At 71.4% G+C, this 21,883-nt stretch carries 19 protein-coding genes; 10 read left to right on the top strand and 9 right to left on the bottom strand.

The window, feature by feature from the left end:
- Positions 1-12 precede the first annotated feature (12 nt).
- On the top strand, positions 13-1,134 hold the full coding sequence (locus tag AC3WLB_RS11715; RefSeq protein ID WP_022895542.1) for an adenosine deaminase: 1,122 nt from the start codon (positions 13-15) through the stop codon (positions 1,132-1,134).
- 19 nt (positions 1,135-1,153) lie between these two features.
- Here the strand turns inward: AC3WLB_RS11715 and AC3WLB_RS11710 are convergent, their stop codons facing one another.
- From AC3WLB_RS11710 to AC3WLB_RS11700, 3 genes are read right to left on the bottom strand one after another with little or no spacing between them, the layout of a single operon-like run.
- A complete protein-coding gene (locus AC3WLB_RS11710) occupies positions 1,154-1,543 on the bottom strand; it encodes a glyoxalase superfamily protein (protein WP_022895541.1) in 390 nt (129 codons plus the stop codon).
- Between the two features lie 13 nt (positions 1,544-1,556).
- Positions 1,557-2,381: an ABC transporter permease gene (locus AC3WLB_RS11705; protein ID WP_492506123.1), complete on the bottom strand. Its 825-nt coding sequence runs from the start codon at positions 2,379-2,381 to the stop codon at positions 1,557-1,559.
- A complete protein-coding gene (locus tag AC3WLB_RS11700) occupies positions 2,378-3,394 on the bottom strand; it encodes an ATP-binding cassette domain-containing protein (RefSeq protein ID WP_492506121.1) in 1,017 nt (338 codons plus the stop codon). The genes AC3WLB_RS11705 and AC3WLB_RS11700 overlap by 4 nt, the downstream gene beginning before the upstream one ends.
- Before the next feature lie 61 nt (positions 3,395-3,455).
- On the opposite strand from AC3WLB_RS11700, the gene AC3WLB_RS11695 reads away from it, so the two are divergent.
- From AC3WLB_RS11695 to AC3WLB_RS11685, 3 genes are read left to right on the top strand one after another with little or no spacing between them, the layout of a single operon-like run.
- Positions 3,456-4,451 (top strand): helix-turn-helix transcriptional regulator, encoded by a 996-nt coding sequence (locus AC3WLB_RS11695; RefSeq protein ID WP_492506119.1) that lies wholly within the window; start codon positions 3,456-3,458, stop codon positions 4,449-4,451.
- 15 nt (positions 4,452-4,466) lie between these two features.
- Entirely contained in the window at positions 4,467-4,943 is a 477-nt protein-coding gene (locus AC3WLB_RS11690) for a PTS sugar transporter subunit IIA (protein WP_492506117.1), read from the top strand.
- Between the two features lie 4 nt (positions 4,944-4,947).
- The gene (locus tag AC3WLB_RS11685) at positions 4,948-5,220 is read left to right on the top strand and encodes a PTS sugar transporter subunit IIB (protein ID WP_022898203.1); all 273 of its coding nucleotides are present in this window, start codon (positions 4,948-4,950) and stop codon (positions 5,218-5,220) included.
- A 31-nt stretch (positions 5,221-5,251) separates the two neighbouring features.
- Here AC3WLB_RS11685 and poxB read toward each other — a convergent pair whose 3' ends face one another.
- Genes poxB through AC3WLB_RS11670 form a run of 3 tightly spaced genes read right to left on the bottom strand, consistent with a single transcriptional unit; the run spans position 5,252 to position 9,651 of the window.
- Positions 5,252-6,985: a ubiquinone-dependent pyruvate dehydrogenase gene (gene poxB / locus AC3WLB_RS11680; RefSeq protein ID WP_492506115.1), complete on the bottom strand. Its 1,734-nt coding sequence runs from the start codon at positions 6,983-6,985 to the stop codon at positions 5,252-5,254.
- Positions 6,986-7,045: 60 nt separating this feature from the next.
- Entirely contained in the window at positions 7,046-8,779 is a 1,734-nt protein-coding gene (locus AC3WLB_RS11675) for a phospho-sugar mutase (RefSeq protein ID WP_492506202.1), read from the bottom strand.
- 38 nt (positions 8,780-8,817) lie between these two features.
- Positions 8,818-9,651: a purine-nucleoside phosphorylase gene (locus AC3WLB_RS11670; RefSeq protein WP_022898206.1), complete on the bottom strand. Its 834-nt coding sequence runs from the start codon at positions 9,649-9,651 to the stop codon at positions 8,818-8,820.
- A 101-nt stretch (positions 9,652-9,752) separates the two neighbouring features.
- Here AC3WLB_RS11670 and AC3WLB_RS11665 point away from each other — a divergent pair, with 101 nt between their 5' ends.
- Positions 9,753-11,189, top strand: coding sequence for an NAD(P)H-quinone dehydrogenase (locus AC3WLB_RS11665; RefSeq protein WP_492506112.1), 1,437 nt, complete (start codon positions 9,753-9,755; stop codon positions 11,187-11,189).
- A 538-nt stretch (positions 11,190-11,727) separates the two neighbouring features.
- Here the strand turns inward: AC3WLB_RS11665 and AC3WLB_RS11660 are convergent.
- Positions 11,728-13,515, bottom strand: a complete 1,788-nt coding sequence (locus tag AC3WLB_RS11660) for an acetyl/propionyl/methylcrotonyl-CoA carboxylase subunit alpha (RefSeq protein WP_492506110.1) — start codon at positions 13,513-13,515, stop codon at positions 11,728-11,730.
- Between the two features lie 120 nt (positions 13,516-13,635).
- Positions 13,636-14,304 carry a Maf family protein gene (locus AC3WLB_RS11655; RefSeq protein ID WP_492506108.1) on the bottom strand — a complete coding sequence of 223 codons (669 nt, stop codon included), beginning with the start codon at positions 14,302-14,304 and terminating at the stop codon, positions 13,636-13,638.
- A 31-nt stretch (positions 14,305-14,335) separates the two neighbouring features.
- Here AC3WLB_RS11655 and AC3WLB_RS11650 point away from each other — a divergent pair, with 31 nt between their 5' ends.
- The 4 genes from AC3WLB_RS11650 (at position 14,336) to AC3WLB_RS11635 (ending at position 18,805) form a co-directional block, all read left to right on the top strand.
- Positions 14,336-15,733 carry a class I SAM-dependent RNA methyltransferase gene (locus tag AC3WLB_RS11650; RefSeq protein WP_492506106.1) on the top strand — a complete coding sequence of 466 codons (1,398 nt, stop codon included), beginning with the start codon at positions 14,336-14,338 and terminating at the stop codon, positions 15,731-15,733.
- A gap of 63 nt (positions 15,734-15,796) precedes the next feature.
- Positions 15,797-16,501 (top strand): response regulator transcription factor, encoded by a 705-nt coding sequence (locus AC3WLB_RS11645; protein ID WP_492506104.1) that lies wholly within the window; start codon positions 15,797-15,799, stop codon positions 16,499-16,501.
- Positions 16,491-17,744 carry a sensor histidine kinase gene (locus AC3WLB_RS11640; RefSeq protein ID WP_492506102.1) on the top strand — a complete coding sequence of 418 codons (1,254 nt, stop codon included), beginning with the start codon at positions 16,491-16,493 and terminating at the stop codon, positions 17,742-17,744. The genes AC3WLB_RS11645 and AC3WLB_RS11640 overlap by 11 nt, the downstream gene beginning before the upstream one ends.
- Positions 17,744-18,805 carry a DUF8320 family protein gene (locus AC3WLB_RS11635; RefSeq protein ID WP_492506100.1) on the top strand — a complete coding sequence of 354 codons (1,062 nt, stop codon included), beginning with the start codon at positions 17,744-17,746 and terminating at the stop codon, positions 18,803-18,805. The genes AC3WLB_RS11640 and AC3WLB_RS11635 overlap by 1 nt, the downstream gene beginning before the upstream one ends.
- A 223-nt stretch (positions 18,806-19,028) precedes the next feature.
- Here AC3WLB_RS11635 and AC3WLB_RS11630 read toward each other — a convergent pair whose 3' ends face one another.
- Positions 19,029-19,280: an acyl-CoA carboxylase epsilon subunit gene (locus tag AC3WLB_RS11630; RefSeq protein ID WP_492506098.1), complete on the bottom strand. Its 252-nt coding sequence runs from the start codon at positions 19,278-19,280 to the stop codon at positions 19,029-19,031.
- A 47-nt stretch (positions 19,281-19,327) separates the two neighbouring features.
- On the opposite strand from AC3WLB_RS11630, the gene AC3WLB_RS11625 reads away from it, so the two are divergent.
- Complete coding sequence (locus AC3WLB_RS11625; RefSeq protein ID WP_492506096.1) at positions 19,328-21,844, top strand: phosphatidylglycerol lysyltransferase domain-containing protein; 2,517 nt, start codon at positions 19,328-19,330, stop codon at positions 21,842-21,844.
- The last annotated feature ends 39 nt before the right edge of the window (positions 21,845-21,883 follow it).

Raw genomic sequence — 21,883 nt, 5'->3', positions numbered from 1 at the left:
TAGGCTGGGGGCATGACTGCAGCGCCTGAGGAATACCTCGTCCCCGGAACCGGTATCAGCTTCAACTCCCTTCCCAAAGTGTCCCTCCACGACCACCTCGACGGCGGGCTGCGGCCGGCCACCATCATCGAGCTCGCCGACGAGATCGGCCTCGAGCTGCCCTCGACCGACGCGATCGAGCTCGGCGAGTGGTTCGAAGACTCCGCCGACTCCGGCTCGCTGCCCACCTACCTCGCCACCTTCGACGTCACCATCGCCGTCATGCAGACCCGTCAGGGCCTCACCCGGGTGGCCCGTGAGTTCGTGAACGACCTCGCCGCCGACGGCGTGATCTACGGCGAAGCGCGCTGGGCGCCCGAGCAGCACCTCACGCAGGGGCTCAGCCTCGACGAGGTGGTCGAGGCCGTGCAGGAGGGCATCGAGCTCGGTGTGGAGGATGCGCGGAACGCGGGCCAGAGCATCCGTGTCGGCCAGCTGGTGACGGCGATGCGGCACGCCGACCGCGGTCTCGAGATCGCGGAGCTCGCCGTGCGGCACCGCGACCGTGGCGTCGTGGGCTTCGACATCGCGGGCGCGGAGCTCGGCTTCCCGGCCGCCAAGCAGCTCGCCGCGTTCGACTACCTGGCGCAGAACTTCTTCCCGGTGACCGTGCACGCCGGCGAGGCCGACGGGCTCGAGAGCATCCGTGGCGCCCTGTTCCACGGCCGCGCGCTGCGGCTCGGGCACGGTGTGCGCCTCGCCGAGGACATCGAGATCGAGCGGCAGGACGACGAGAACACCTACGTCTCGCTCGGCCTCCTCAGCCAGTGGGTGAAGGATCGCGAGATCGCGCTCGAGCTCTCGCCGTCGTCGAACCTGCAGACGGGCGCCATCGCCGCCTGGGGCGACGAGCTGGTCGATCATCCGTTCGACCTGCTCTACCAGCTCGGCTTCCAGGTGACCGTGAACACCGACAACCGGCTGATGAGCAACACCACGATCAGCCGCGAGCTGGCGCTGCTGACGGATGCGTTCGGCTACGACCTGGCCGACATCGAGGTGTTCCAGCTCAACGCGGCCGCCGCCACCTTCTTACCGCTCGAAGACCGCGAAGACCTCGCCGACGCCATCTCCGAGGGCTTCGACGAGGTCTGACGCGACCAGTCGCCCGCTATCAGCCCTGCTGGTTCGCGGGCGCCCACTCGGGCAGCTGCTGCAGGGCCCAGGTGTTGCCGTCGGGGTCGCTGAAGTACACGAAGCGACCCCACGGCTGCTCGTCGACCTCGCTGGCCGGCACGTCGTGCGCCACCAGGTGGGCGCGGGCCGCGTCGACGTCGGCAACGACCATCTGCACGCCCTTCTGCGACCCCGGCGCCATGTCGGTGATGCCCGTGCCGATCACGATCGAGCAGGCCGAGCCCGGCGGGGTGAGTTGCACGAAACGCAGCTCGTCGCTGATGGCGTGGTCGTGGTCGGCGACGAAGCCCACCTGGTCGACGTAGAACGCCTTCGCGCGGTCGACGTCAGTCACGGGGACGGCGACGAGTTCGATCTTCCAGTCCATGGTCATGTTCCTTTCAGCGCGATTTCGCCATCGAGCGGATGCCCACGGCCAAGCCCCCGGCCGCAACGACGAGCGCCGCGACGAAGCCCCACAGTACCGCCGGCGAGCCGAGGTCGCCGGCGAACAGCGCACGTTCGGCGCTCACCACGTAGCTGAGCGGGTTGAACGCGGCGGCCACCTTCATCCACTCCGGCACACCCTCGAGCGGCAGCAGCATGCCGGAGAGGATCATGAGCGGGAACACCGTGGCCTGTTGCACGGCCCAGAACATCCAGTCGCGGTTGCGGCTGACGAGCGCCAGAGCGTAGCTGAGCGAGCCGAAGCCGAGGCCGAAGACCGCCAGGAGCACCAACCCCACGAGCATGCCCGCCGGATTCACGCCGAAGCCGAACGGGATCGTGACGAGCGCGATCACGGCCGCCTGCACGATGATCGGCACCATCTCCTTGAGTGCACGGCCGACGAGGAGCGACGAGCGCGCGATCGGCGCCACCAGGGTGCGCTCGTGCGATCCGGTCTGCATCTCGAAGAGCAGGTTCGACCCGGTGGTGCCGGTGCCGAAGAGCGCGATCATGACGAGGATGCCCGGCACGAACCACTGCAGCGTCGCGCTCGCCGGCTGCCCCGAGCTCGCGACCAGCAGCGGCCCGAAGAGGCCGAGGAAGACGAGGGGCTGCAGCAGGCTGAAGATGAGGGAGAACGGGTCGCGCACGAGCGGACGCAACTCGCGGATGAGAACGGCGACGGTGTCGTGCGCGGGAGTCGTGGCGCGGGCGGCGTGCCGCTCGACCGCGGGGGCGCGGTTGTCGGCGGTGGCGGTGCCGGTGAGCGTGGTCATGCGGAGATCCTTTCGGTGGTGTGGGGGGCGTCGCCGCGGTCGCGGAGGCTGCGACCGGTGAGGGCGAGGAAGACGTCGTCGAGGGTGGGCTGCCGAAGGGTCGCGGTGGTGACGAGCACTCCGGCTGCGTCGAGCTCACGCAGCAGCAGCGGGAGCGCGCGCTCGCCGTGGTCGAGGACGAGTTCGAGCGTCCCGTCCGGATTCACGCTCGCGGCCCCGACCGGATGCTCGAGCACCCGCTCGGCGACGCGCCGCGCGCGCTCGGCCTCCTCGCCGACGCCGAGGGTGATGACGTCGCCCGCGAGCGTCGTCTTGAGGGCCGACGCCGTGTCGTCGGCGATCACCCGGCCGTGGTCCATCACGAGCACACGCTCGGCGAACTGGTCGGCCTCCTCGAGGTAGTGCGTGGTGACGAAGATCGTGGTGCCGTGCTGGTCGCGCAGCTCCAGGATGTGCCGCCAGAGGTTCGCCCGGCTCTGCGGGTCGAGACCGGTGGAGGGCTCGTCGAGGAAGAGCAGCGCGGGGGAGTGGATGAGGCCGAGCGCGATGTCGAGCCGGCGCTTCTGCCCGCCCGACAGCCCCAGCACCGTCCGTCTCGCCAGTGGCGCGAGGTCGAGGGATTCGAGCAGCTCGTCGGCGCGCCGGGCGGTGTCGCGCCGCGACATCCCGTAGAACGCGCCCTGGCTCAGCAGTTCGTCGCGAACCCGCTGGTTGTTGCCGCCGCTCGTGCCCTGCCCGATGTAGCCGATGCGCCGGCGCACCCCGGCGGGATCGCGGGCGATGTCGTGCCCGGCGACCACCGCGTTGCCGCGGGTCGGGGGCAACAGGGTGGTGAGCATCCGGAGGCTCGTCGATTTGCCGGCGCCGTTCGGGCCGAGGAAGGCGACGAGTTCGCCGGCCGTGACGTCGAGGTCGAGGTCGGTGACCGCGTCGACCCGGGTGCCTTTGACGGTGAACTGCTTCGTCAGGCCCCGGGCGGTGATGATGGTGTCGAGGTGGCTGGTTGAGGTCATGCGAACACGGTAGGAGCCAATCAGGTCACTTTCTGTCCGGATTGCGGGAGAATATTGCGACATGGCCGAGACGACGTCGCGCATCCTGGCGCTGCTCAATCTGCTGCAGACCCATCGGCAGTGGGCCGGCGGCGAACTCGCGCTGCGCCTCGGTGTGACCGAGCGCACCCTGCGTCGCGACATCGACCGGCTGCGCGAGCTCGGCTACCGGGTGGCCGCCACCCGGGGCGCCGCCGGCGGCTATCGGCTCGAGGCGGGTTCGCAGCTGCCCCCGCTGCTGCTCACCGACGACGAAGCCGTGACCATGGCGATCGGGCTCCGCGTCGCCGCCACCCAGGGCCTGAGCGACGGCGAACAGACCACGCTGAGCGCCCTCGCCAAGTTCGAGCAGGTGCTTCCCGCGGCGCTCCGCCAGCGGGTGAACGCGGTCGCCGGGTTCGTTCAGCCCCAGTCGGCGCGCCCGGACGACGCCCCGGTGTCGCAGGAGCTGCTCGGGCAGCTCGCGCTGGCCTGCCGCGACCGGGAGCGCATCCGCTTCCACTACGAGTCGGCCGGCGGGGTGCCGAGCGACCGGGTGGTGGAGCCGCACACCCTCGTCGCGTCGACGCACCGGTGGTTCCTCGTCTGCTGGGATCTGCAGCGCTCCGACTGGCGCACCTTCCGGGTCGACCGGATGAGCCGCTTCTTCGGCACCCGGGTGCGCTTCGCGCCGCGTGCCCTGCCGGGTGAGGATGCCGCAGCGTTCGTGGCGGGCTCGGTCGCCGCCCTGCAACGGCGGTTGAGCGCCGAGGCGCATCTGCGGCTGCCGCTCGCGACGATGCGGGAGTACTTCGGGCCGTGGGCGAACGACGCCGAAGCGATCGACGCCGAGTGGACGCGCTGGCCGATCAGCGGCGACAGTCTCGAGACCATGCTCGCCGCGCTGGTCTGGATTCCGGCCGGCGTGGAGTACACGCTGCACGGCTCGCCCGAGTTCCTGGCGTTCGCGGCGGAGGCGGCTGAGCGGATGCGCGGCGCGGTTCCAGCCAACTCACCGGTAGCGACGGAGCGCGGCTGAGATGATGGGCGCACGATGACGTTCTCGTTGCCCTCGCTCGACCAGCTGCCCGACCCGGCCATCGGCCTGCAGGTCGAGGCGGCGGATTGGCGTACGGCGGTGCGGGCGGTGGCCGCGGCCCTGACGGCAGCGGGGTACGCGGAACCGACGTACGGCGACCGGATGATCGCGCTGGTCGAGGAGTACGGCCCCTACATCGTCATCGCCCCGGGCCTCGCGATGGCGCACGCGCGGCCTGGCCCGGACGTGCTCGCCCCCGGCCTCGCCCTCGTCACGCTCGCCTCACCGGTGGCGTTCGGGCACGCCCACAACGACCCGGTCTCGGTGGTGCTCGGACTCGCGGCGACCGAGGCCGACCAGCACGTCGCATCCGTCGCCGCCTTGGCGAACGTGTTCAACGACGAGTCGGTGGTGCCGGCGCTCGCCGCGGCCGTCTCGCCCCACGAGGTGCGCCGGCTGCTGGGTGCTGCGGCGGGCGCTGACCTATCCTGATCAGATGAAGATCGTGGCCATCTGCGGTGCGGGCATCGGCACCTCCGAGATCCTGCGCGTCAACGCCGTGCGGGCGCTCGAGCGGCTCGACATCGAGGCCGACGTCTCCGCCTCCGACGTGGCGAGCGTGGGTTCGGCGGCGGCGGATGCCCAGGTCATCCTGACCTCGCCCGAGCTGGTGGGCGCGATCGGGCGCACCAACGCCGATGTCGTGGTGATCGAGAACTACTTCGACCTGGAGGAGATCACGGCGAAGCTCGAGGCCGCCGTCGGCTGACCCGGCTCGGGGCGGGGCCGGGTGGCGCGGCTCAGTCGAAGAGGCGGCGGAAGACGTTCGTGTCGGCCAGATCGACGAGTTCGTCGCCGCGGCCGGACATGATGGTGCGCATCGCGTAGAGCGTGAAGCCCTTCACCTGCTGCGCCGTGATCGCCGGCGGGATGGACAGCTCCTGCCGCGCCGTCACCACGTCGACCAGTGCCGGGCCGTCGTGCGCGAACGCGGCGGTGAGCGCGCCGCGCAGGTCGTCGGGCTTCTCGACGCGCTGCCCGTGGATGCCGAGCGCGTTCGCCACGTCGGCGAAGTTCGGGTTGTCGAGGCCGGTGCCGTAGTTCACGAAGCCCGCGGCCTTCATCTCCACCTCGACGAAGTTCAGCGAGGAGTTGTTGAACACGACGATCTTCACCGGCAGCTTGTTCTGGCGCACCGTCAGCAGTTCGCCGAACAGCATCGCCAGTCCGCCGTCGCCGGAGAGCGCCACCACCTGCCGGCCCGGGAACGCGGTCTGGGCGCCGATCGCCTGCGGCAGGGCGTTCGCCATCGTGCCGTGCGTGAACGAGCCGATCAGGCGCCGCGAGCCGTTCAGCTCGAGATAGCGGGCCGCCCACACGACCGGTGAGCCCACATCCGGAATGAACACCGCGTCCTCCGACGCCAACTCGCTGACGAGCCGGGCGACGTACTGCGGATGGATGGGCGTGCGGTTGCGGTCGTTGTCGGCCAGGTCGTCGAGTTGCTTGCGCGACTTGGCGTAGTGCGCCAGCGACGAATCGAGATGCTTCGTGTTCGTCTTCTGCTCGAGCAGGGGCAGGAGGGCGGCGATGGTGTCGCCCACGTCGCCGACCAGTCCGAGGTCGATCGGCGTGCGTCGCCCGAGCTGTTCGCCGCGGATGTCGACCTGCACGATCGTCGCCTTCGACGGATAGAACTGCTGGTACGGGAAGTCGGTGCCGAGCATGAGCAGTGCGTCGCAGCTCTCCATCGCCCGGTAGCCGGAGGCGAAACCCAACAGGCCCGTCATGCCCACGTCGAACGGGTTGTCGTGCTCGAGGAACTCCTTGCCCCGCAGCGCGTGCACCACCGGGGCGTTCAACCGCCCGGCGATCTCCACCACCGCATCGTGGGCGCCCTGCGTTCCCGCCCCTCCCAGGATCGTGACCTTCTTCGCCTGGTTCAGGATGTCGGCGGCGGCCTGCAGCGACGCATCGGAGGGGCGCACCACACTCTCGGTCGCGACGATCGGCGCCGACTTGGGCCGGCCCGCGGTGTCGGTGAGGAAGATCTCGCCCGGGATCACCACCACCGCAACGCCGCGGCGCTCGATGGCGGTGCGCATCGCGATCTCGAGCACCCGCGGCAGCTGTTCGGGAACGCTCACGAGTTCGGTGTAGACGCTGCACTCACGGAAGAGGTCTTGCGGATGCGTCTCCTGGAAGTAGCCGCTGCCGATCTCGGCCGCCGGGATCTGCGCCGCGATGGCGAGCACCGGCACCCGGGAGCGGTTCGCGTCGAACAGGCCGTTGATGAGGTGCAGGTTGCCCGGCCCGCAGCTGCCGGCGCAGACCGCGAGCGACCCGGTGAGGGCGGCGTCGGCCGCCGCCGCGAACGCCGCCGCCTCCTCGTGCCGCACGTGCTGCCAGCTGACCGCTCCGGCGCGGCGGATCGCATCCGTGAAGCCGTTCAGCGAATCACCCGGGAGCCCGTAGATGCGCTGCACCCCCGCATCCGCGAGGATCTCGACGATGGTGTCGGCGACTGTCGGCATTGCTGGCCCCGTTCTGCTCGATGATTCGTTCTCACGCTACCCGCGCGGGAACACCCCCGCTCAGGAGATGTGGTCGCGCATGCCGCCCTCGAGCTTCTGCAGCAGCTCGACCACGCGGTCCCGCCGCTCGCCGAGGCCGCCCTCGGTGCTCCAGGCGTCGAGGTAGATCTTCAGCTTGGGTTCGGTGCCGCTCGGGCGCACCATCACGCGGGCGCCGGGCAGCACGATGCGCAGCACGTCGCTGGCCGGAACGGCGCCGCCGGGGCGGTCGAGGTCGTCGATGCGCTCGATGCGCAGGCCGCCGATCTCGGTCGGCGGCTCGGCCCGCAACCGGGTCATCACCCGCTCGATCTCCGAGAGGTCGGTCACCCGCAGCGAGATCTGCGCCGAGCCGTAGTGGCCGAAGCGCTCGCTGAACTCGTCGAGGCGGTCGGCGACGGTGCGACCGGATGCGGCGAGTTCGCGTGCGAGCGCCAGGAACGCGATCGCGGCCGAGATGCCGTCCTTGTCGCGCACCGTCTCGGGGTTCACGAGGTAACCCAGGGCCTCCTCGTAGCCGAAGACGAGACCCGGGGCGCGGGACACCCACTTGAAGCCGGTGAGGGTCTCGACCCAGCCGAGGCCGTAGGCCTCGGCCACCACGCCGAGGGCGGGGGAGGAGACGATGGAGCAGGCGAGGGTGGCGCCGGCCGCGCCGCCGGGGCGCGCGGCGGCGGATGCCGCCTGCCAGCCGAGCAGCTGACCGACCTCGTTGCCGGTGAGCCGGCGGTAGCCCTCGGCGGTGGTGGGGTCGGGGATGGCGATGGCGAGCCGGTCGGCGTCGGGGTCGTTCGCCACGATGAGGTCGGCGCCCGCGGCGCGCGCCGTCTCGTAGGCGAGGTCGAGGGCTCCCGGCTCCTCGGGGTTCGGGAAGGACACGGTCGGGAAGGCTGCGTCGGGCGCGATCTGCGCGGCCACGAGCTCGGGCCGCTCGATGCCCGCGGCGTCGAGCACGCGGGCGAACGTCTCCCAGCCGACACCGTGCATCGCGGTGTACACGACGCGCGGGGCCGCGTGCCCGCCGCCGGGGGTGGTCTCCGCGTTCGCCGCGACCGCGCCAGCCGCGGTGCGGTCCGCGTCCGCGGTTCCCCGCGCATCCGTCGCGCCACCAACGGCCAGGGCGGCCGTCGCCGCCACATAGCGGTCGACGACGCTCTCGTCGGCCACCTCGTAGTCCTGCGACCGCGGCACATCGGGCAGCTGCACCTCGGCGGCCACGCGCAGGATGTGGGCCGCGATCTCCGCATCCGCCGGCGGCACGATCTGCGACCCCTCGTCGGCGTCGCCGAGATACACCTTGTACCCGTTGTCGCGCGGCGGGTTGTGCGAGGCGGTCACCATGACGCCGGCGCTCACCCCGAGGTCGCGCACGGCGAACGCCACGAGCGGCGTCGGCAGCAGCCGTGGCAGCAGCACCGCGCGCACGCCGGCTCCCGCCATGATCTCGGCGGTGTCGACAGCGAACACGCGCGAGTTCTTGCGCCCGTCGTAGCCGATGACGATCGAGGGCCGGCTGCCCGGCTGGGTGCGCTCGAGCAGGTACGCCGCGAGCCCGGCCGCCGCCTGCCCGACGAGCACCCGGTTCATGCGGTTGGGCCCGGCGGCCAGCTCGCCGCGGAGCCCGGCCGTGCCGAACGCGAGCCGCTCCCCGAACCGCGACCGCAGCTCGGCCACCGCCCCGGGGTCGCTCGACCCGACCGACTCGAGCAGCGCGCCGAGCTCGGCGCGGGTCTCCGCATCCGGATCCTGCGCCATCCACGCCACCGCCGCTTCGGCGAGGCGCTCGACGTCGTTCACAGCGCGGTCACGACCCGGGCGAGCAGGTCGCCGATCTTGCCCTCGGCGTTCTTGCCGGCTTCGATCACCTCTTCGTGGCTGAGCGGGGTCTTCTGGATGCCCGCGGCGAGGTTGGTGATCAGCGAGAACCCGATGATCTCCATCCCCGCCTGCCGCGCCGCGATCGCTTCGAGCGCGGTCGACATGCCCACGATGTGGCCGCCGATCGTCTTGGCCATCTGCACCTCGGCGGGCGTCTCGTAGTGCGGGCCGCGGAACTGCACGTACACGCCCTCGTCGAGGGTCGCATCCACTCCGCGGGCCAGGTCGCGCAGGCGCTTCGAGTAGAGGTCGGTGAGGTCGATGAAGGTGGCGCCCTCGAGCGGCGAGTCGGCGGTGAGGTTGATGTGGTCGCTGATGAGCACGGGGGTGCCCGGCGTCCAGGTCTCCTTGATGCCGCCCGCACCGTTCGTGAGCACCATGACGGATGCCCCGGTGGCCGCCGCCGTGCGCACACTGTGCACCACCCGGCGCACGCCGTGGCCCTCGTAGTAGTGGGTGCGCGCGCCGATCACGAGCGCGTGCTTGCCGTTCGGCAGCCGGATCGAGCGGAGCGACCCGACGTGCCCCGGCACGGCGGGCTCGCCGAAACCGACCACCTCGGTCGCCGGCACCGTGGCCACCGTCTCGCCGAGGAGGTCGGCGGCCTTGCCCCAGCCGCTGCCGAGGGTCAGCGCGATGTCGTGCCGGTCGACTCCGGTGCGCTCGGCGATCTGGGCCGCGGCTTCACGGGCGACCTCGAAGGGGTCGGTGCCGGGCTGGTCGAGGGGGTTCTGTGCAGGTGTCGCCATCCGTCCACTCTATTCAATCGGCGCGGCTGCGCGGCGGGCGCCCTCGGCCGTTCATCCGTGGTTGGTTTGGCGAGGGTGCGGGCCTACGGGAGAATGGCGGCATGGCCTATGAGTTCGAGCGCAAACAGAGGGTCGCCGTCGTCGGGGGAGGCCCCGGCGGGTACGACGCCGCGATCGCCGGCGCCCAACTCGGCGCCGACGTCACCCTCGTCGAGCAGGTCGGCGTCGGCGGGTCGGCGGTGCTCACCGACGTGGTGCCGTCGAAGACGCTCATCGCCGTGGCCGAGGCCACGAACGCCATCGGCGAGGCCGCCGATCTCGGCGTGCAGTTCTTCAGCCGCAACGACTCCGGCCGGCCGGTGCGCCCCGAAGTCGCGGTGAACCTCTCGGCGGTGAACAAGCGGCTGCTCGGGCTCGCGCGGCAGCAGTCCGAAGACATGCGGGCGAACCTCATCCGCGCCGGGGTGAAGATCGTGCAGGGCCACGGCCGGCTCGACGGGCCCGACTCGGTGATCGTGTCGACGGCCGCCGGCGCCGACGGCACCGACTTCGACCAGGTGGACGCCGACACCATCGTCATCTCGGTGGGCGCGAGCCCGCGCATCCTTCCCTCCGCCGTGCCCGACGGGGAGCGCATCTTCACCTGGACCCAGCTCTACGGGCTAACCGCCATCCCCGAGCACCTCATCGTGGTGGGATCGGGTGTCACCGGCGCCGAGTTCGCCTCGGCCTACACCGCCCTCGGGTCGAAGGTGACGCTCATCTCGTCGCGCGACCAGGTGCTGCCGGGGGAGGACGCCGATGCGGCCGCCGTCATCGAGAACGTCTTCAAGCGCAACGGCATGACGGTGCTGTCGAAGTCGCGCGCCGACTCGGTGGAGCGCACCGCGGACGGCGTCGTCGCGACGCTCTCCGACGGCACGAAGGTCGAGGGATCGCACTGCCTGATGGCGGTCGGCTCCATCCCCAACACGAAGGGCATCGGACTCGAATCCGCGGGCGTCCAGCTGAGCGACTCGGGGCACATCCGGGTCAACCGGGTCGCCCGCACGAGCGCCCCGAACATCTACGCGGCCGGAGACTGCACGACCTTCCTGCCGCTGGCATCCGTCGCGTCGATGCAGGGGCGAACGGCGATGTTCCACGCGATGGGCGACGCCGTGAACCCGACCGAGCTCCGCAACGTGGCCTCGAACATCTTCACCCAGCCGCAGATCGCGACCGTGGGCTGGACCCAGCGGCAGATCGAAGAGGGCATCGCCCAGGGCGACATCTACAAGCTGCCGCTCTCGTCGAACCCGCGGGCCAAGATGATGGGCATCAAGGACGGCTTCGTGAAACTGTTCGCACGCACGGGGTCGGGCACGGTGATCGGCGGGGTCGTCGTGGCACCGAACGCGTCGGAGCTGATCTTCCCGATCGCGCTCGCCGTGGAGCACCGGCTCACCGTCGACCAGGTGTCTCGGGCGTTCACGGTGTACCCGTCGCTGTCGGGGTCGATCTCGGATGCGGCTCGGGCGATGCACATCGTGCTCTAGGCGGTTGTGGGGGCTGGCGGGGAGGGGGCGGATGCTCGCACTCCCGCGTCGGGTTGCTCGGGGGGCTGGCGGGGAGGGGGCGGATGCTCGCACTCCCGCCTAAGGGTTGAGCGGAGCTCAAAGGCGGCGGGAGCACGAGCATCCGCCCCCTCCCCGCCCTTCGGGCGGGATCGGAGGGTTCTGGCGCGCCTTCGACTGGCGGAACGACGGAGTTTGGGGCGGCGGCACGCGAACGACGGAGCGAGACGCCGTCGTTCGGGCGCGACTCCGTCGTTACGGGAGTGGGTGCGCGTGCGGTGTGGTTCGGCGGGAGGTGCGTGCGGGGCGGGTGGCGCTCATCCCACCCTGCGGCATGGGGGACGGGGGCGCGAGCTGCGGGCCGTACTCGACGACCCAGGGTGAGGGTGTGGCCGAACGGTGCGACCGCAGGCCGCGCCGTTCGACCGCGCCCTCACATGTCGCGCGGCGCCGGGCAAGGACCGGCGACGCCGGTGCTGCCCGAGCGAAGCCCGGGCCGCACCGCAACCAGCACAGCCAGCTAGCTAATATCCAGCAGCACGTGCCCCGAGGAGACCGTGCTGCCCACGACGGCGGCGACGTTCGCGATGGTGCCGTCTTTGTGGGCGGTGATGGGTTGCTCCATCTTCATGGCCTCGAGCACGAGCACGAGGTCGCCCTTGACGACCTTGTCGCCCGGCTCGACCGCGAGCTTCACCACGGTGGCCTGCATGGGTGCCTTCACCGAGTCGCCGGTTGCGGTCGCGAGGGCTGCGGCGGACGCGCCGCGGCGCTTCGGGGGCGCACCCGCGGTGCGCGATCCGGCCCCGTGACCGGCGGCACGCGTGCCCGCGGCGACGAGCCGTGCGGGCAGGGCGACCTCGATCCGCTTGCCGTCGACCTCCACGATGACGGTGCGTCGCTCGGCCTCCGGCGCGGTCTCCTCGAGCGATCCGCTCCAGGGTTCGGCCGGGTTCTCGTAGTCGGTCTCGATCCAGCGGGTGTACACCCCGAACGGTTCGCCCTCGGCGGGTGCGAAGGCGGGGTTGCGCACGACGTCGCGGTGGAAGGGCAGCACCGTCGGAAGCCCGGCCACCTCGAACTCGTCGAGGGCGCGGCGGGCGCGCTCCAGCGCATCCTCTCGGCTCGACCCGGTGACGATCAGCTTGGCCAGCAGCGAGTCGAAGGCTCCCGAGATGACGTCGCCGGCCTGCACGCCGGAGTCGACGCGCACGCCGGGACCGCCGGCGGGCTTGAAGACGTGCACCGGCCCGGGCGAGGGCAGGAAGCCGCGGCCCGGGTCCTCCCCGTTGATGCGGAACTCGAACGAGTGCCCGTGCGGTGCCGGGTCGTCGTAGTCGAGCGTGCCGCCCTCGGCGATGCGGAACTGCTCGCGCACGAGGTCGATCCCGGTGACCTCTTCGGAGACCGGATGCTCCACCTGCAGCCGCGTGTTCACCTCGAGGAACGAGACGGTGCCGTCTTTGCCGATGAGGAACTCGCAGGTGCCGGCGCCGAGGTACCCGACCTCGCGCAGGATGGCCTTCGACGACTCGTAGAGCAACCGCGTCTGCTCCTCGGTGAGGTAGGGCGCCGGGGCCTCCTCCACGAGCTTCTGGTGCCGGCGCTGCAGGGAGCAGTCGCGGGTGGAGACGACCACGACGTTGCCCTGGGCATCCGCCAGGCACTGGGTCTCGACGTGCCGCGGCTGGTCGAGGTACTTCTCGACGAAGCACTCGCCGCGGCCGAACGCCGCGATCGCCTCCCGGGTGGCCGATTCGAACAGCTCGGGCACCTCTTCGAGGGTGCGGGCGACCTTGAGGCCGCGGCCGCCGCCGCCGAACGCGGCCTTGATGGCGACGGGCAGCCCGTACTCGGCCACGAACTCGAGCACCTCGTCGGCGCCGGAGACGGGGTCGATGGTGCCGGGGGCGAGCGGGGCGCCGACCTTCTCGGCGACGTGCCGCGCCGACACCTTGTCGCCGAGTTTCTCGATGGCGTCGGGGGAGGGGCCGATCCAGGTGAGGCCGGCGTCGATCACCGCGCGGGCGAAGTCGGCGTTCTCGGCGAGGAAGCCGTAGCCCGGGTGCACGGCGTCGGCACCCGAGCGGCGCGCCACGGAGAGGATCTTGTCGATCACGAGGTACGTCTCGGCGCTCGTCGTGCCGTCGAGGGCATACGACTCGTCGGCCAGTTGGGCGTGCAGCGCGTCGCGGTCCTGGTCGGCGTAGACGGCGACGGAGGCGATGCCGCTGTCGCGAGCGGCACGGATGACCCGGACGGCGATCTCGCCACGGTTGGCGATGAGGACCTTGGTGATACGAGGCATAATCCTCAAGCCTATTGCGGCGACCCATCACCGATTTGGCATGTGCCCACAAAAATCACGCGCGAACCACGCACACTCCCCACAATGCGCTGCGAAGGGTGGTTTGCGCGACCGGCGGAGTTACTCGCGGGGGGCGGGGTGGGGCGCGTCGCGCCAGAGGGTCGTCCAGTCGACGCCGAAGGAGCGGAGGAGGTCGCGGAGGACGGGGAGGGACATGCCGATGACGGCGGAGGGCGCGCCCGTGATGGAGCGGATGAACGGGGCCGCGAGCCCGTCGATGGTGAACGCGCCCGCCACCAGCAACGGTTCGCCCGAGCCGACGTAGGCGTCGATCTCGGCGTCCGTGATGTCGTCGGCGAAGGTGAGGGCGGCGTGGTCGGTGGCACCGGCCGCCCCGCGCCGGGAGCCGCCGCGGTGATCGATCAGCCAGTGCCCCGAGTGCAGCACCCCCGTCCGGCCGCGCTGGGCGAGCCAGCGTTCCCGCGCCACCGCCGGCTGGTGCGGCTTGCCGTACGCGATGCCGTCGAGCTCGAACGCGGAGTCGCCGCCGAGCACGAAGCCGTCGATCGGGGACCCGTCGGGTGCCAGTCCCGTCGCGGCCACCGCCTCGGCCTTCGCTTCGGCGAGCAGCTGCACCATCGCATCCGTCGTCAGCGGCCCGTTCGCGGCGACCGCCCGCTCGACCGCCGCATCCTCGTCGACCTCGGACGGGATGACCACCGGCTCGATGCCGACCTGACGCAGCAGAGCGAGCCGGGCGGGGGAGGTGGAGGCGAGGTACAGACGCACGGGCCGGCCTTTGCTGTGAAATGCTCGGGGGATGGAAGACCAGAACGAGCTCGTCGAGCTGGACATCGACAATGTAGCCCACGGCGGCGTCACCGTGGCCCGGCTGGCGGGGCGCGTGGTGTTCGTGGCCGACGCGATCCCGGGCGAGCGGGTGCTCGCGCGCATCGTCGACGACAGCAAGGCGTCGTTCTGGCGCGCCGACACCGTCGAGGTGCTGCGGGCGTCGCCCGATCGGCGCCTGCACCTGTGGGCGGCCGCCGCTCTCGAGCGCGATCCTGAGGAGCGCGCGGGCGGCGCCGAGTTCGGGCACATCGCCCTCGGGCGCCAGCGCGCCCTGAAGAGCGAGGTGCTGCAGGATGCGCTGCGACGCTTCGGCGGCGTCGAGCGCGCCGTCGAGGTGGAGCCCATCGGGGCGGATGCGGATGCGGATGCGGATACGGAGAGGCCGGATGCGGGCACGCGCTGGCGCACGCGGGTGCAGCTGCACGTGGGGAAGGGCGGGCGCGTCGGCCCGTACGCTGCCCGGTCGCACCGCGTGGTGGAGGTGGACGACCTGCCGCTCGCGACCGAGGCGATCGAGGCCGAGGCGCTCGAGCTGATGCGGGCGCTCCGCGGCGACCCCCAGGGCGCGGCCGCGGTGGAGTTCGTCGAGACCGCCGACGGCGAGCTGCGGGTCTCGCTCGTGGCCGAGGAGCGCTCGAAGACGGGCGGCCGCGGCGCCCGTGGTGGGCCCCGAGGCGGCCGCGGCGCGCGTGGCCCCCGCGGCGGTCGTGGCGGCCGGCCTGCCGGTGGCGGCGGGGACGCGGACGGCACCGCGCGCGGCGGCGCCACCATCGTGGAGCGGGTGGGGGAGCGGGAGTTCCGGCTGGCCGAAGGCGGGTTCTGGCAGGTGCACCGCGACGCGGCGAGCACCCTCACGCGCGCCGTGCAGGACCTCACCCGCGCCGACCTCTTCGACCCGCGCGCCGCCAACCACGACCTCTACGGCGGCGTGGGCCTCCTCGCCGCCGCGGTCGGCGACCGCTTCGGGCAGGCGACCCGCATCACGAGCGTCGAGAGCGACGCCACCGCGACCGACCATGCCGCCGAGAACCTCGCCGAGTGGGTCGGCGCCCGTGCGGTGACGGGGCGCGTCGACCAGTACCTCGCCGACCTCGAGCGGCAGGCCGGCGCCGACGACCGGCGGCGGCTCGAGGCCGCGACCATGGTGATCGACCCGCCGCGCTCCGGTGCCGGCAAGCAGGTGGTGGGCTCGCTCGTGCGGCTCGGCGTCGCCCAGGTGGTCTACGTCGCCTGCGACCCGGTGGCGTTCGCCCGCGACGTCGGCCTCTTCCGCGAGGGCGGGTACGAACTCGACCGGGTGCGCGCCTACGACCTCTTCCCGCACACCCATCACGTGGAGACGGTCGGCGTGCTCGTGCGCAGCTGACCCGCCGACCGGGTGGGAACCGGCCCGCCGTAGACTGGCATCCAGTCTCACGAGGGGTGAACGGTGCACGACGACCACGACGAAGCGGCGACGGATGCGACGGGCGAGCCCGCGCGCCCGGTGCAGATCGCGATCGTCGACGACCACGAGTCGGTGCGGTTGGGCATCCGTGCCGCCGGCCTCGAAGCGGGTTACGACGTGGTGGCCGCCTGCGCCTCGGTGAGCGAGCTCTGGGTGGCGTTGGCCGGTCGCAGCTGCGACGTGATCGTGCTCGACCTCAGCCTCGGCGACGACTTCACCGTCACCGAGAACGTGCAGCACGCGCGGTCGATGGGTGCCGCGGTGCTCGTGCACAGCATCGCCGACCGCGTGGGCCTCGTGCGGGAGGCGCTCGCCGCCGGTGCGGCCGGGGTCATCCCGAAGTCGGCGTCGACGAGCACGGTGATGGGTGCCATCGCGGCCGTCGCGCGGGGCGACGTGCTGAACAATCTCGAGTGGGCGAGCGCGATCGACGCCGACCGCGAGTTCGGCAAGGCGCAGCTCGCCCAGCGCGAGCGCGACGTGCTGCACCTCTACGCCTCCGGCCTCCCGCTCAGCCAGGTGGCGCTGAAGCTCAACATCAAGGTGTCGACGGCGAAGGAGTACCTCGACCGCATCCGCGCGAAGTACGTCGAGGTGGGCCGCCCCGCCCGGTCGAAGGTGGAGCTGCTGCGCCGGGCGGTGGAAGACGGCATCCTCGCCCTCGACGAACGCGGGCATGTCGACTAGCCCGACCCGCATGCGGCGCCGCGGCGGCGTGGCCCCCGCGTGGCGCTCCCCGCTCAGCCGGGCCAGGATCGACTCGACCCTCGCGCGGCTCGAGGGCCTGTTCGGCTTCGTGTTCGCACTGCTGTCGATCCCGGTGCTGAGCGATTCGATGCCGACGTTGCGCCCGGAGTGGGCGTGGGGTGTCACGGCGGTGCTGTTCGGGTCGATCGGGGTCGCTTTCGCGTGCTCCCTCGCCGGGCGGGGCGTGCGCGCCGCCATGGGGGTCGAGGCGGGGGTGTTCCTGGCCACCCTCGTGGTCTGGCCGCTCGCGGTGCGGTCGCCCGAGGCGGCGCTCGGCACGCAACCGTGGCTCTGGTACATCGTCATCGTCGCCATCGGGGCGGCCGCCATCTCGTTCTCCACCTTCTGGGCGGCGGTGTACACGGTGGCGGTGCCCACCATCTTCGCGGTGCTCCGCGTACTCCCCGCAGGCGGTGGCGCGCCGTGGCAGCTCGCCCTGCTCGAAGCCGTCTACGCCCTGCTCCTCGGCTCGTTCGTGCTGGTGGTCGTGACAGCGCTCCGCACGAGCGCCAGCCAGGTCGACGAGGCGCAGAGCACCGCTGTGCAGCGGTACGCGGATGCGGCCAAGCGGCACGCCGCCGAACAGGAGCGCACCCGGGTCGACACGGTCATCCACGACCGGGTGCTCTCCACCCTCCTGGCCGCCGCGCGTGCCGGCACCCCCGACGAGCGCGAGCGGGCGGTGCAGATGGCGCAGCGAGCCCTCGTGTCGTTGCAGAGCGCCGACGCCGAATCGGAGGGGTCGGCCGATCTGCCGCTCTCCGTGCTGGTCGAGCGGTCGCGGCGGCTCGCCGAGACCCTCTCCGCCGAGATCGGGTTCTCGGTCGACGGTGAGCTCGACGGCGTCGTGCCGACCCGAGTGGTGGAGGGCCTGTACTCGGCGACGGTGCAGGCGATCGTGAACAGCATCCGGCACGCCGGCGACCCGGTGGAGCGCACCATCTCGGTGCACGGCCGTGGCGCGCAGGGAGTGACCGAGGGGGTCACCGTCGTCGTCGCCGACACCGGCGCCGGGTTCGACGTCGGTTCGGTCCCGCCCGACCGGCTGGGCCTGCGCATCTCCATCCGGGAGCGGGTGGATGCGGTGGGCGGCGTGGCCGACATCCGTTCGGTTCCCGGCGCGGGCACCTCCGTGGTCATCTCGTGGCCGGCACCGGCGGCCGACGAGGGCGGGGCGGCGTGATGATCTCGATGCCGCGCATCCTGCTCGTCGGACTCGCCGCGATCTTCTCGGCCGACCACGTGGTGCTGGCGCTCTACTCGCTGTCGGTGCCGGAGTCGCCCTGGCCGGCGGTGGTGGCCATGGCGCTCTATGGCGCCGCCACCGCGGTGAGCCTCGCCCCGGCGCCCTCGATCCGCATGCCCAGCGCCCTCGCCGCCACCAACGTCGCCGTGAGCACGGTGGGCCTCATCCTCGTGCTCACCCAGCTCGACCCGCGCGACGACAACGGCTACGCCACCTGGATCATCGGTGCCGTGGGCACCCTGATGACCATCACGGTGGTGCGCCAGAGACCCTGGTTCGCGTGGGTGGGAATCGCGATCATGATCATCACGGTGCTGTTCTGGTCGCGCGACCTTCTCGAGCTGCCGGCACTCGGGGCCATCGGCGGCCCGATCTGGGTGGCGATCGGCCAGGCCACCACGGTGTCGATCGGGCGCTCCTCCCGCGATGCCCGGCTGTTCGAGCTCGCCGAACAGCGCGCCGCCGAATGGCACGCCCAGGAGGAGGCCGAGTTCTACGAGCGCCGGGTGCGCCTGGTGCAGATGAACCGCCTCGTCGAGCCGATGCTGCGCCGCATCGTCACGAGCGAAGGCCGGCTGAGCGACGACGACCAACGCGAGTGCCTGCACCTGGAGGCGGCGATGCGCGACGAGATCCGCGGCCGCCGGCTGCTCGACGACGCGGTGCGGCGAGAAGCGCTCGCCGCACGGCGGCGCGGGGTCGAGGTGACGCTGCTCGACGACGGCGGCATCGACGACCTCGACCGCGAGCAGCACGCCCGCATCACGGCGGTGATCGCCCAGCAGATCGGTGAGAGCCGCGCCGATCGTCTCGTGGTGCGCACCGCCCATCACGACGACGACGTGGCGGTGACGATCGTGGGGCTGCGCGATCCCGACCCGGCGGATGCCGAGGAGGCCGAACTCGATCTGTGGCTCGAGGTGCCGCGCGTCGTTCGCACCGTGGACGCGGGTCGAGCCGCGCATCCCCCCGCAGACGAAGAACCGGGGGCCGAATGACTTCGACCCCCGGAAAGCTTTCGAGTCAGGACGACAACCCGAATATCGCCCTGACTCGCCCCCGGAACGCAAGCCCGCTTACCCTAGTCGGCCTGCATCCGGCGGTGTCCTCCGTGAAGAGGCACACCTAGCGCTACCTATCGTGGCCGGGTTCGAGCAAGCGCACAGTAGGACTTTCGGTGGACATTTCGGCGGATGCATCCAGCCGGCATTCAGAAAAGGTTCAGCGACCGTAGCTCTGCCAGGCTCCAGGGCCCGGCTGCAGCGGGGTGCGGAGCGCACGCTGACTGCGCTCCCATGCCGAGGGGCCGATCTGCACGTCGTCATGCAACTCGGCGAGCTCCTCCGCGACGGCCGCGTCGACCACCGCCGTCACCGCGGCGAGCTCTTCGGGGCTCACACCCGCGGTCAGCACCGTCAGTGCCGGTTCGCCGAGTGCCGGTTCGCCGGCGGATGTCGTAGCCTCGTCGTTCACATCGACGAGGCTACATTAGAACCCTGGCAGCAGAGGGGATCGTCGGCATGCGGAAGTTCTTCATCTTCGCGGGGAGGTATCTCGCGACGATTCCGCTCAGCATCGGCTTCGCCGCGCTGATCCTCGTCACCGCCCTGATCACCGGCACGTTCTTCGGGGCGCCGTCGGAGGCGACGCAGAACGCGTGGTCGGCGGGCGTCACCACCGTCGTCGACCAGGGACATTGGTGGACCGTGTTCACCGCCCTGTTCATCCCGTGGGATCCGTTCCAGCTGGTGGCGGGCATCCTCGCCTCGCTGACCCTGCTCGGGGTGGCCGAGCGGTTGCTCGGGCGGGGGCGGCTCGTGCCCGTCTTCCTCGTCACCGGGGTCATCGGTGTGGGCGTCGGGGTGCTGCTGCAGTGGATCGGCTCGCTCGCCGGCGAGTGGTGGGCCGATGGCACGAGCTACGACCTCACGGTCGACCCGCTCACGCCCATCGTCGGGTCGTTGTTCGTGGCGAGCTCGTTCATGGGCCCGCTCTGGCGGCGCCGGGTGCGCCTCGCCGGCTTCGGCCTGCTCATCATGTTCGCCCTCTACGACGGCGACACCTCGACGGTCTACCGGCTGATCGCGGCCGTCGCGGGCCTCGTCATCGGCCACTTCCTCAGCGTGCGGCGGCGGCGCGGCATGGTGTTCCTCCGCAGCTCCTTCGGCGAGGTGCGGGTGCTGATCGCGACGATCGTGCTGATCACCGCGATCGGCCCGCTGGTGAGTCTGCTCGACCCAGACGGCACCGGCGCGTTCGGCCTCGCGGGCAGCCTCTACGGCGACATCTTCCCGAGCGCCTCCGACATCACGGAGTTCTGCGCCACCGCGACCACCGGGGTGTGCGACGACTTCCGCAAGCTCGGCGCGCTCGGCGGCGTGGGCCCGGTGGTGCAGACCTTCGTGCCGCTCGCGCTGCTGCTCGTCTCGGCCTGGGGGCTGCGACGCGGGCGCCGCTTCGCGCTCTGGCTCGGCATCGTCACGAACCTCGCCATGATCGCGCTCGCCCTCGTCTTCTTCGACCTGGTGCTGACGCTCGCCGAGGCGGTGACCGTCGACGACTCGACGCCGCTCCAGCCGATCGACATCGGCGAGTACGTGGTGTGGGGCGGCTCCACCGTCGCGGTGCCGGCGGCGGTGGCCATCCTGCTGTTCGTGACGCGCAAGCGGTTCGCTCTGCGCGCGCCGCGGGAGGCCTTCATCCGCTTCCTCGTCGTGGTGGTCGGCGCCTTCGTCGTGCTCTCCCTCGTGAACGTCGTGGTGGGAGCGTTCACGCTCGACAGCTACTCGCCGCCCGGCACCACCATCGTCGAGCTGGTGCTCGACCTGCCCCGGCGCTTCCTGCCGATCACCCTGGTGGGCATCACGGGCGACGTGCTCATCCCGGCCGCCGGAGTCGCGCTGTTCGTCTTCCAGTGGATCGGCCCGGTGTTCTGGGTCGTCTTCACCATCGCGTCGGTCCAGTTGCTGCTGGCCAGCGAGCACGCGGTGACCGTGGGCGACCACCAGCGCATCCGTGCCCTCCTCCGTCGTGGCGGCGGCGGGACGCTCGGCTGGATGACCACGTGGCCCGGCAACGTCTACTGGTTCAACGAGGCCCAGGATGCGGCGGTCGCCTACCGCGTGATCAACGACGTGGCCATCACGATGTCCGACCCGGTGTGCCGCGACGGCGACGAGAAGGCCACCGTCGAGGCCTTCGCCGCGTTCTGCGACGCGCACAGCTGGCTGCCCGTCTTCTACAGCGTGCACGAGAAGTACCTGCCGGTGTTCGAGGGGATGGGCTGGCAGCACATGTCGGTGGGCGAAGAGACGCTCATGCATCCGCAGACCCTCGAGATGACGGGCAAGGCGTGGCAGAACGTGCGGTCGTCGCTCAACAAGGGCGTGCGGGAGGGCATGACGACGGTGTGGACCACCTACGACGAGCTCTCCCGCGCCAAGGTGGCGCAGATCAACGCGATCTCCGAGGCGTGGGTCTCTGAGAAGGAGCTGCCCGAGATGGGCTTCACCCTCGGCGCGCTCGAGGAGATCAAAGACCCGGAGGTGGCGCTCATGCTCGCCGTCGACGCCGAGGGCCGCATCGCGGCGGTCACGAGCTGGCTGCCGATGTACCGCGACGGCGTGGTGGTGGGCTACACGCTCGACTTCATGCGCCGGGCCGACGGCTCGATGCCTGGCGTGATGGAGTACCTCATCGCCTCCTCGGCCCTGCACATGAAGGAGCTCGGCGTCGAGGTGCTCTCGCTCTCGGGCGCACCGCTCGCCCAGGCGCCCGTGCCGAAGGGGGCGGAGCCGCCGGCGCCGACGGTGATGACCGAGCTCTCCGAGTTCCTCGCCCGCACCCTCGAGCCCGCCTACGGCTTCTCGTCGCTGTTCAAGTTCAAGGCGAAGTTCAACCCGACCTACTCCACCATCTACATGGCGTACCCGGATGCGCTTTCCCTCCCCACGATCGGCGGCGCCATCGGGCGCGCCTACCTGCCGTCGATGTCGCCCAAGGAGGCCGTGTCATTGGTGCGCACCCTGGTGCGCTGAGCCGCCGGTAGGGTTTTCTCTGGGCATCGATCGAGAGGA

The sequence above is a fragment of the Herbiconiux sp. FW305-C-125 genome (assembly GCF_058783455.1).
This window is presented reverse-complemented; position numbering and strand designations above follow the sequence as displayed.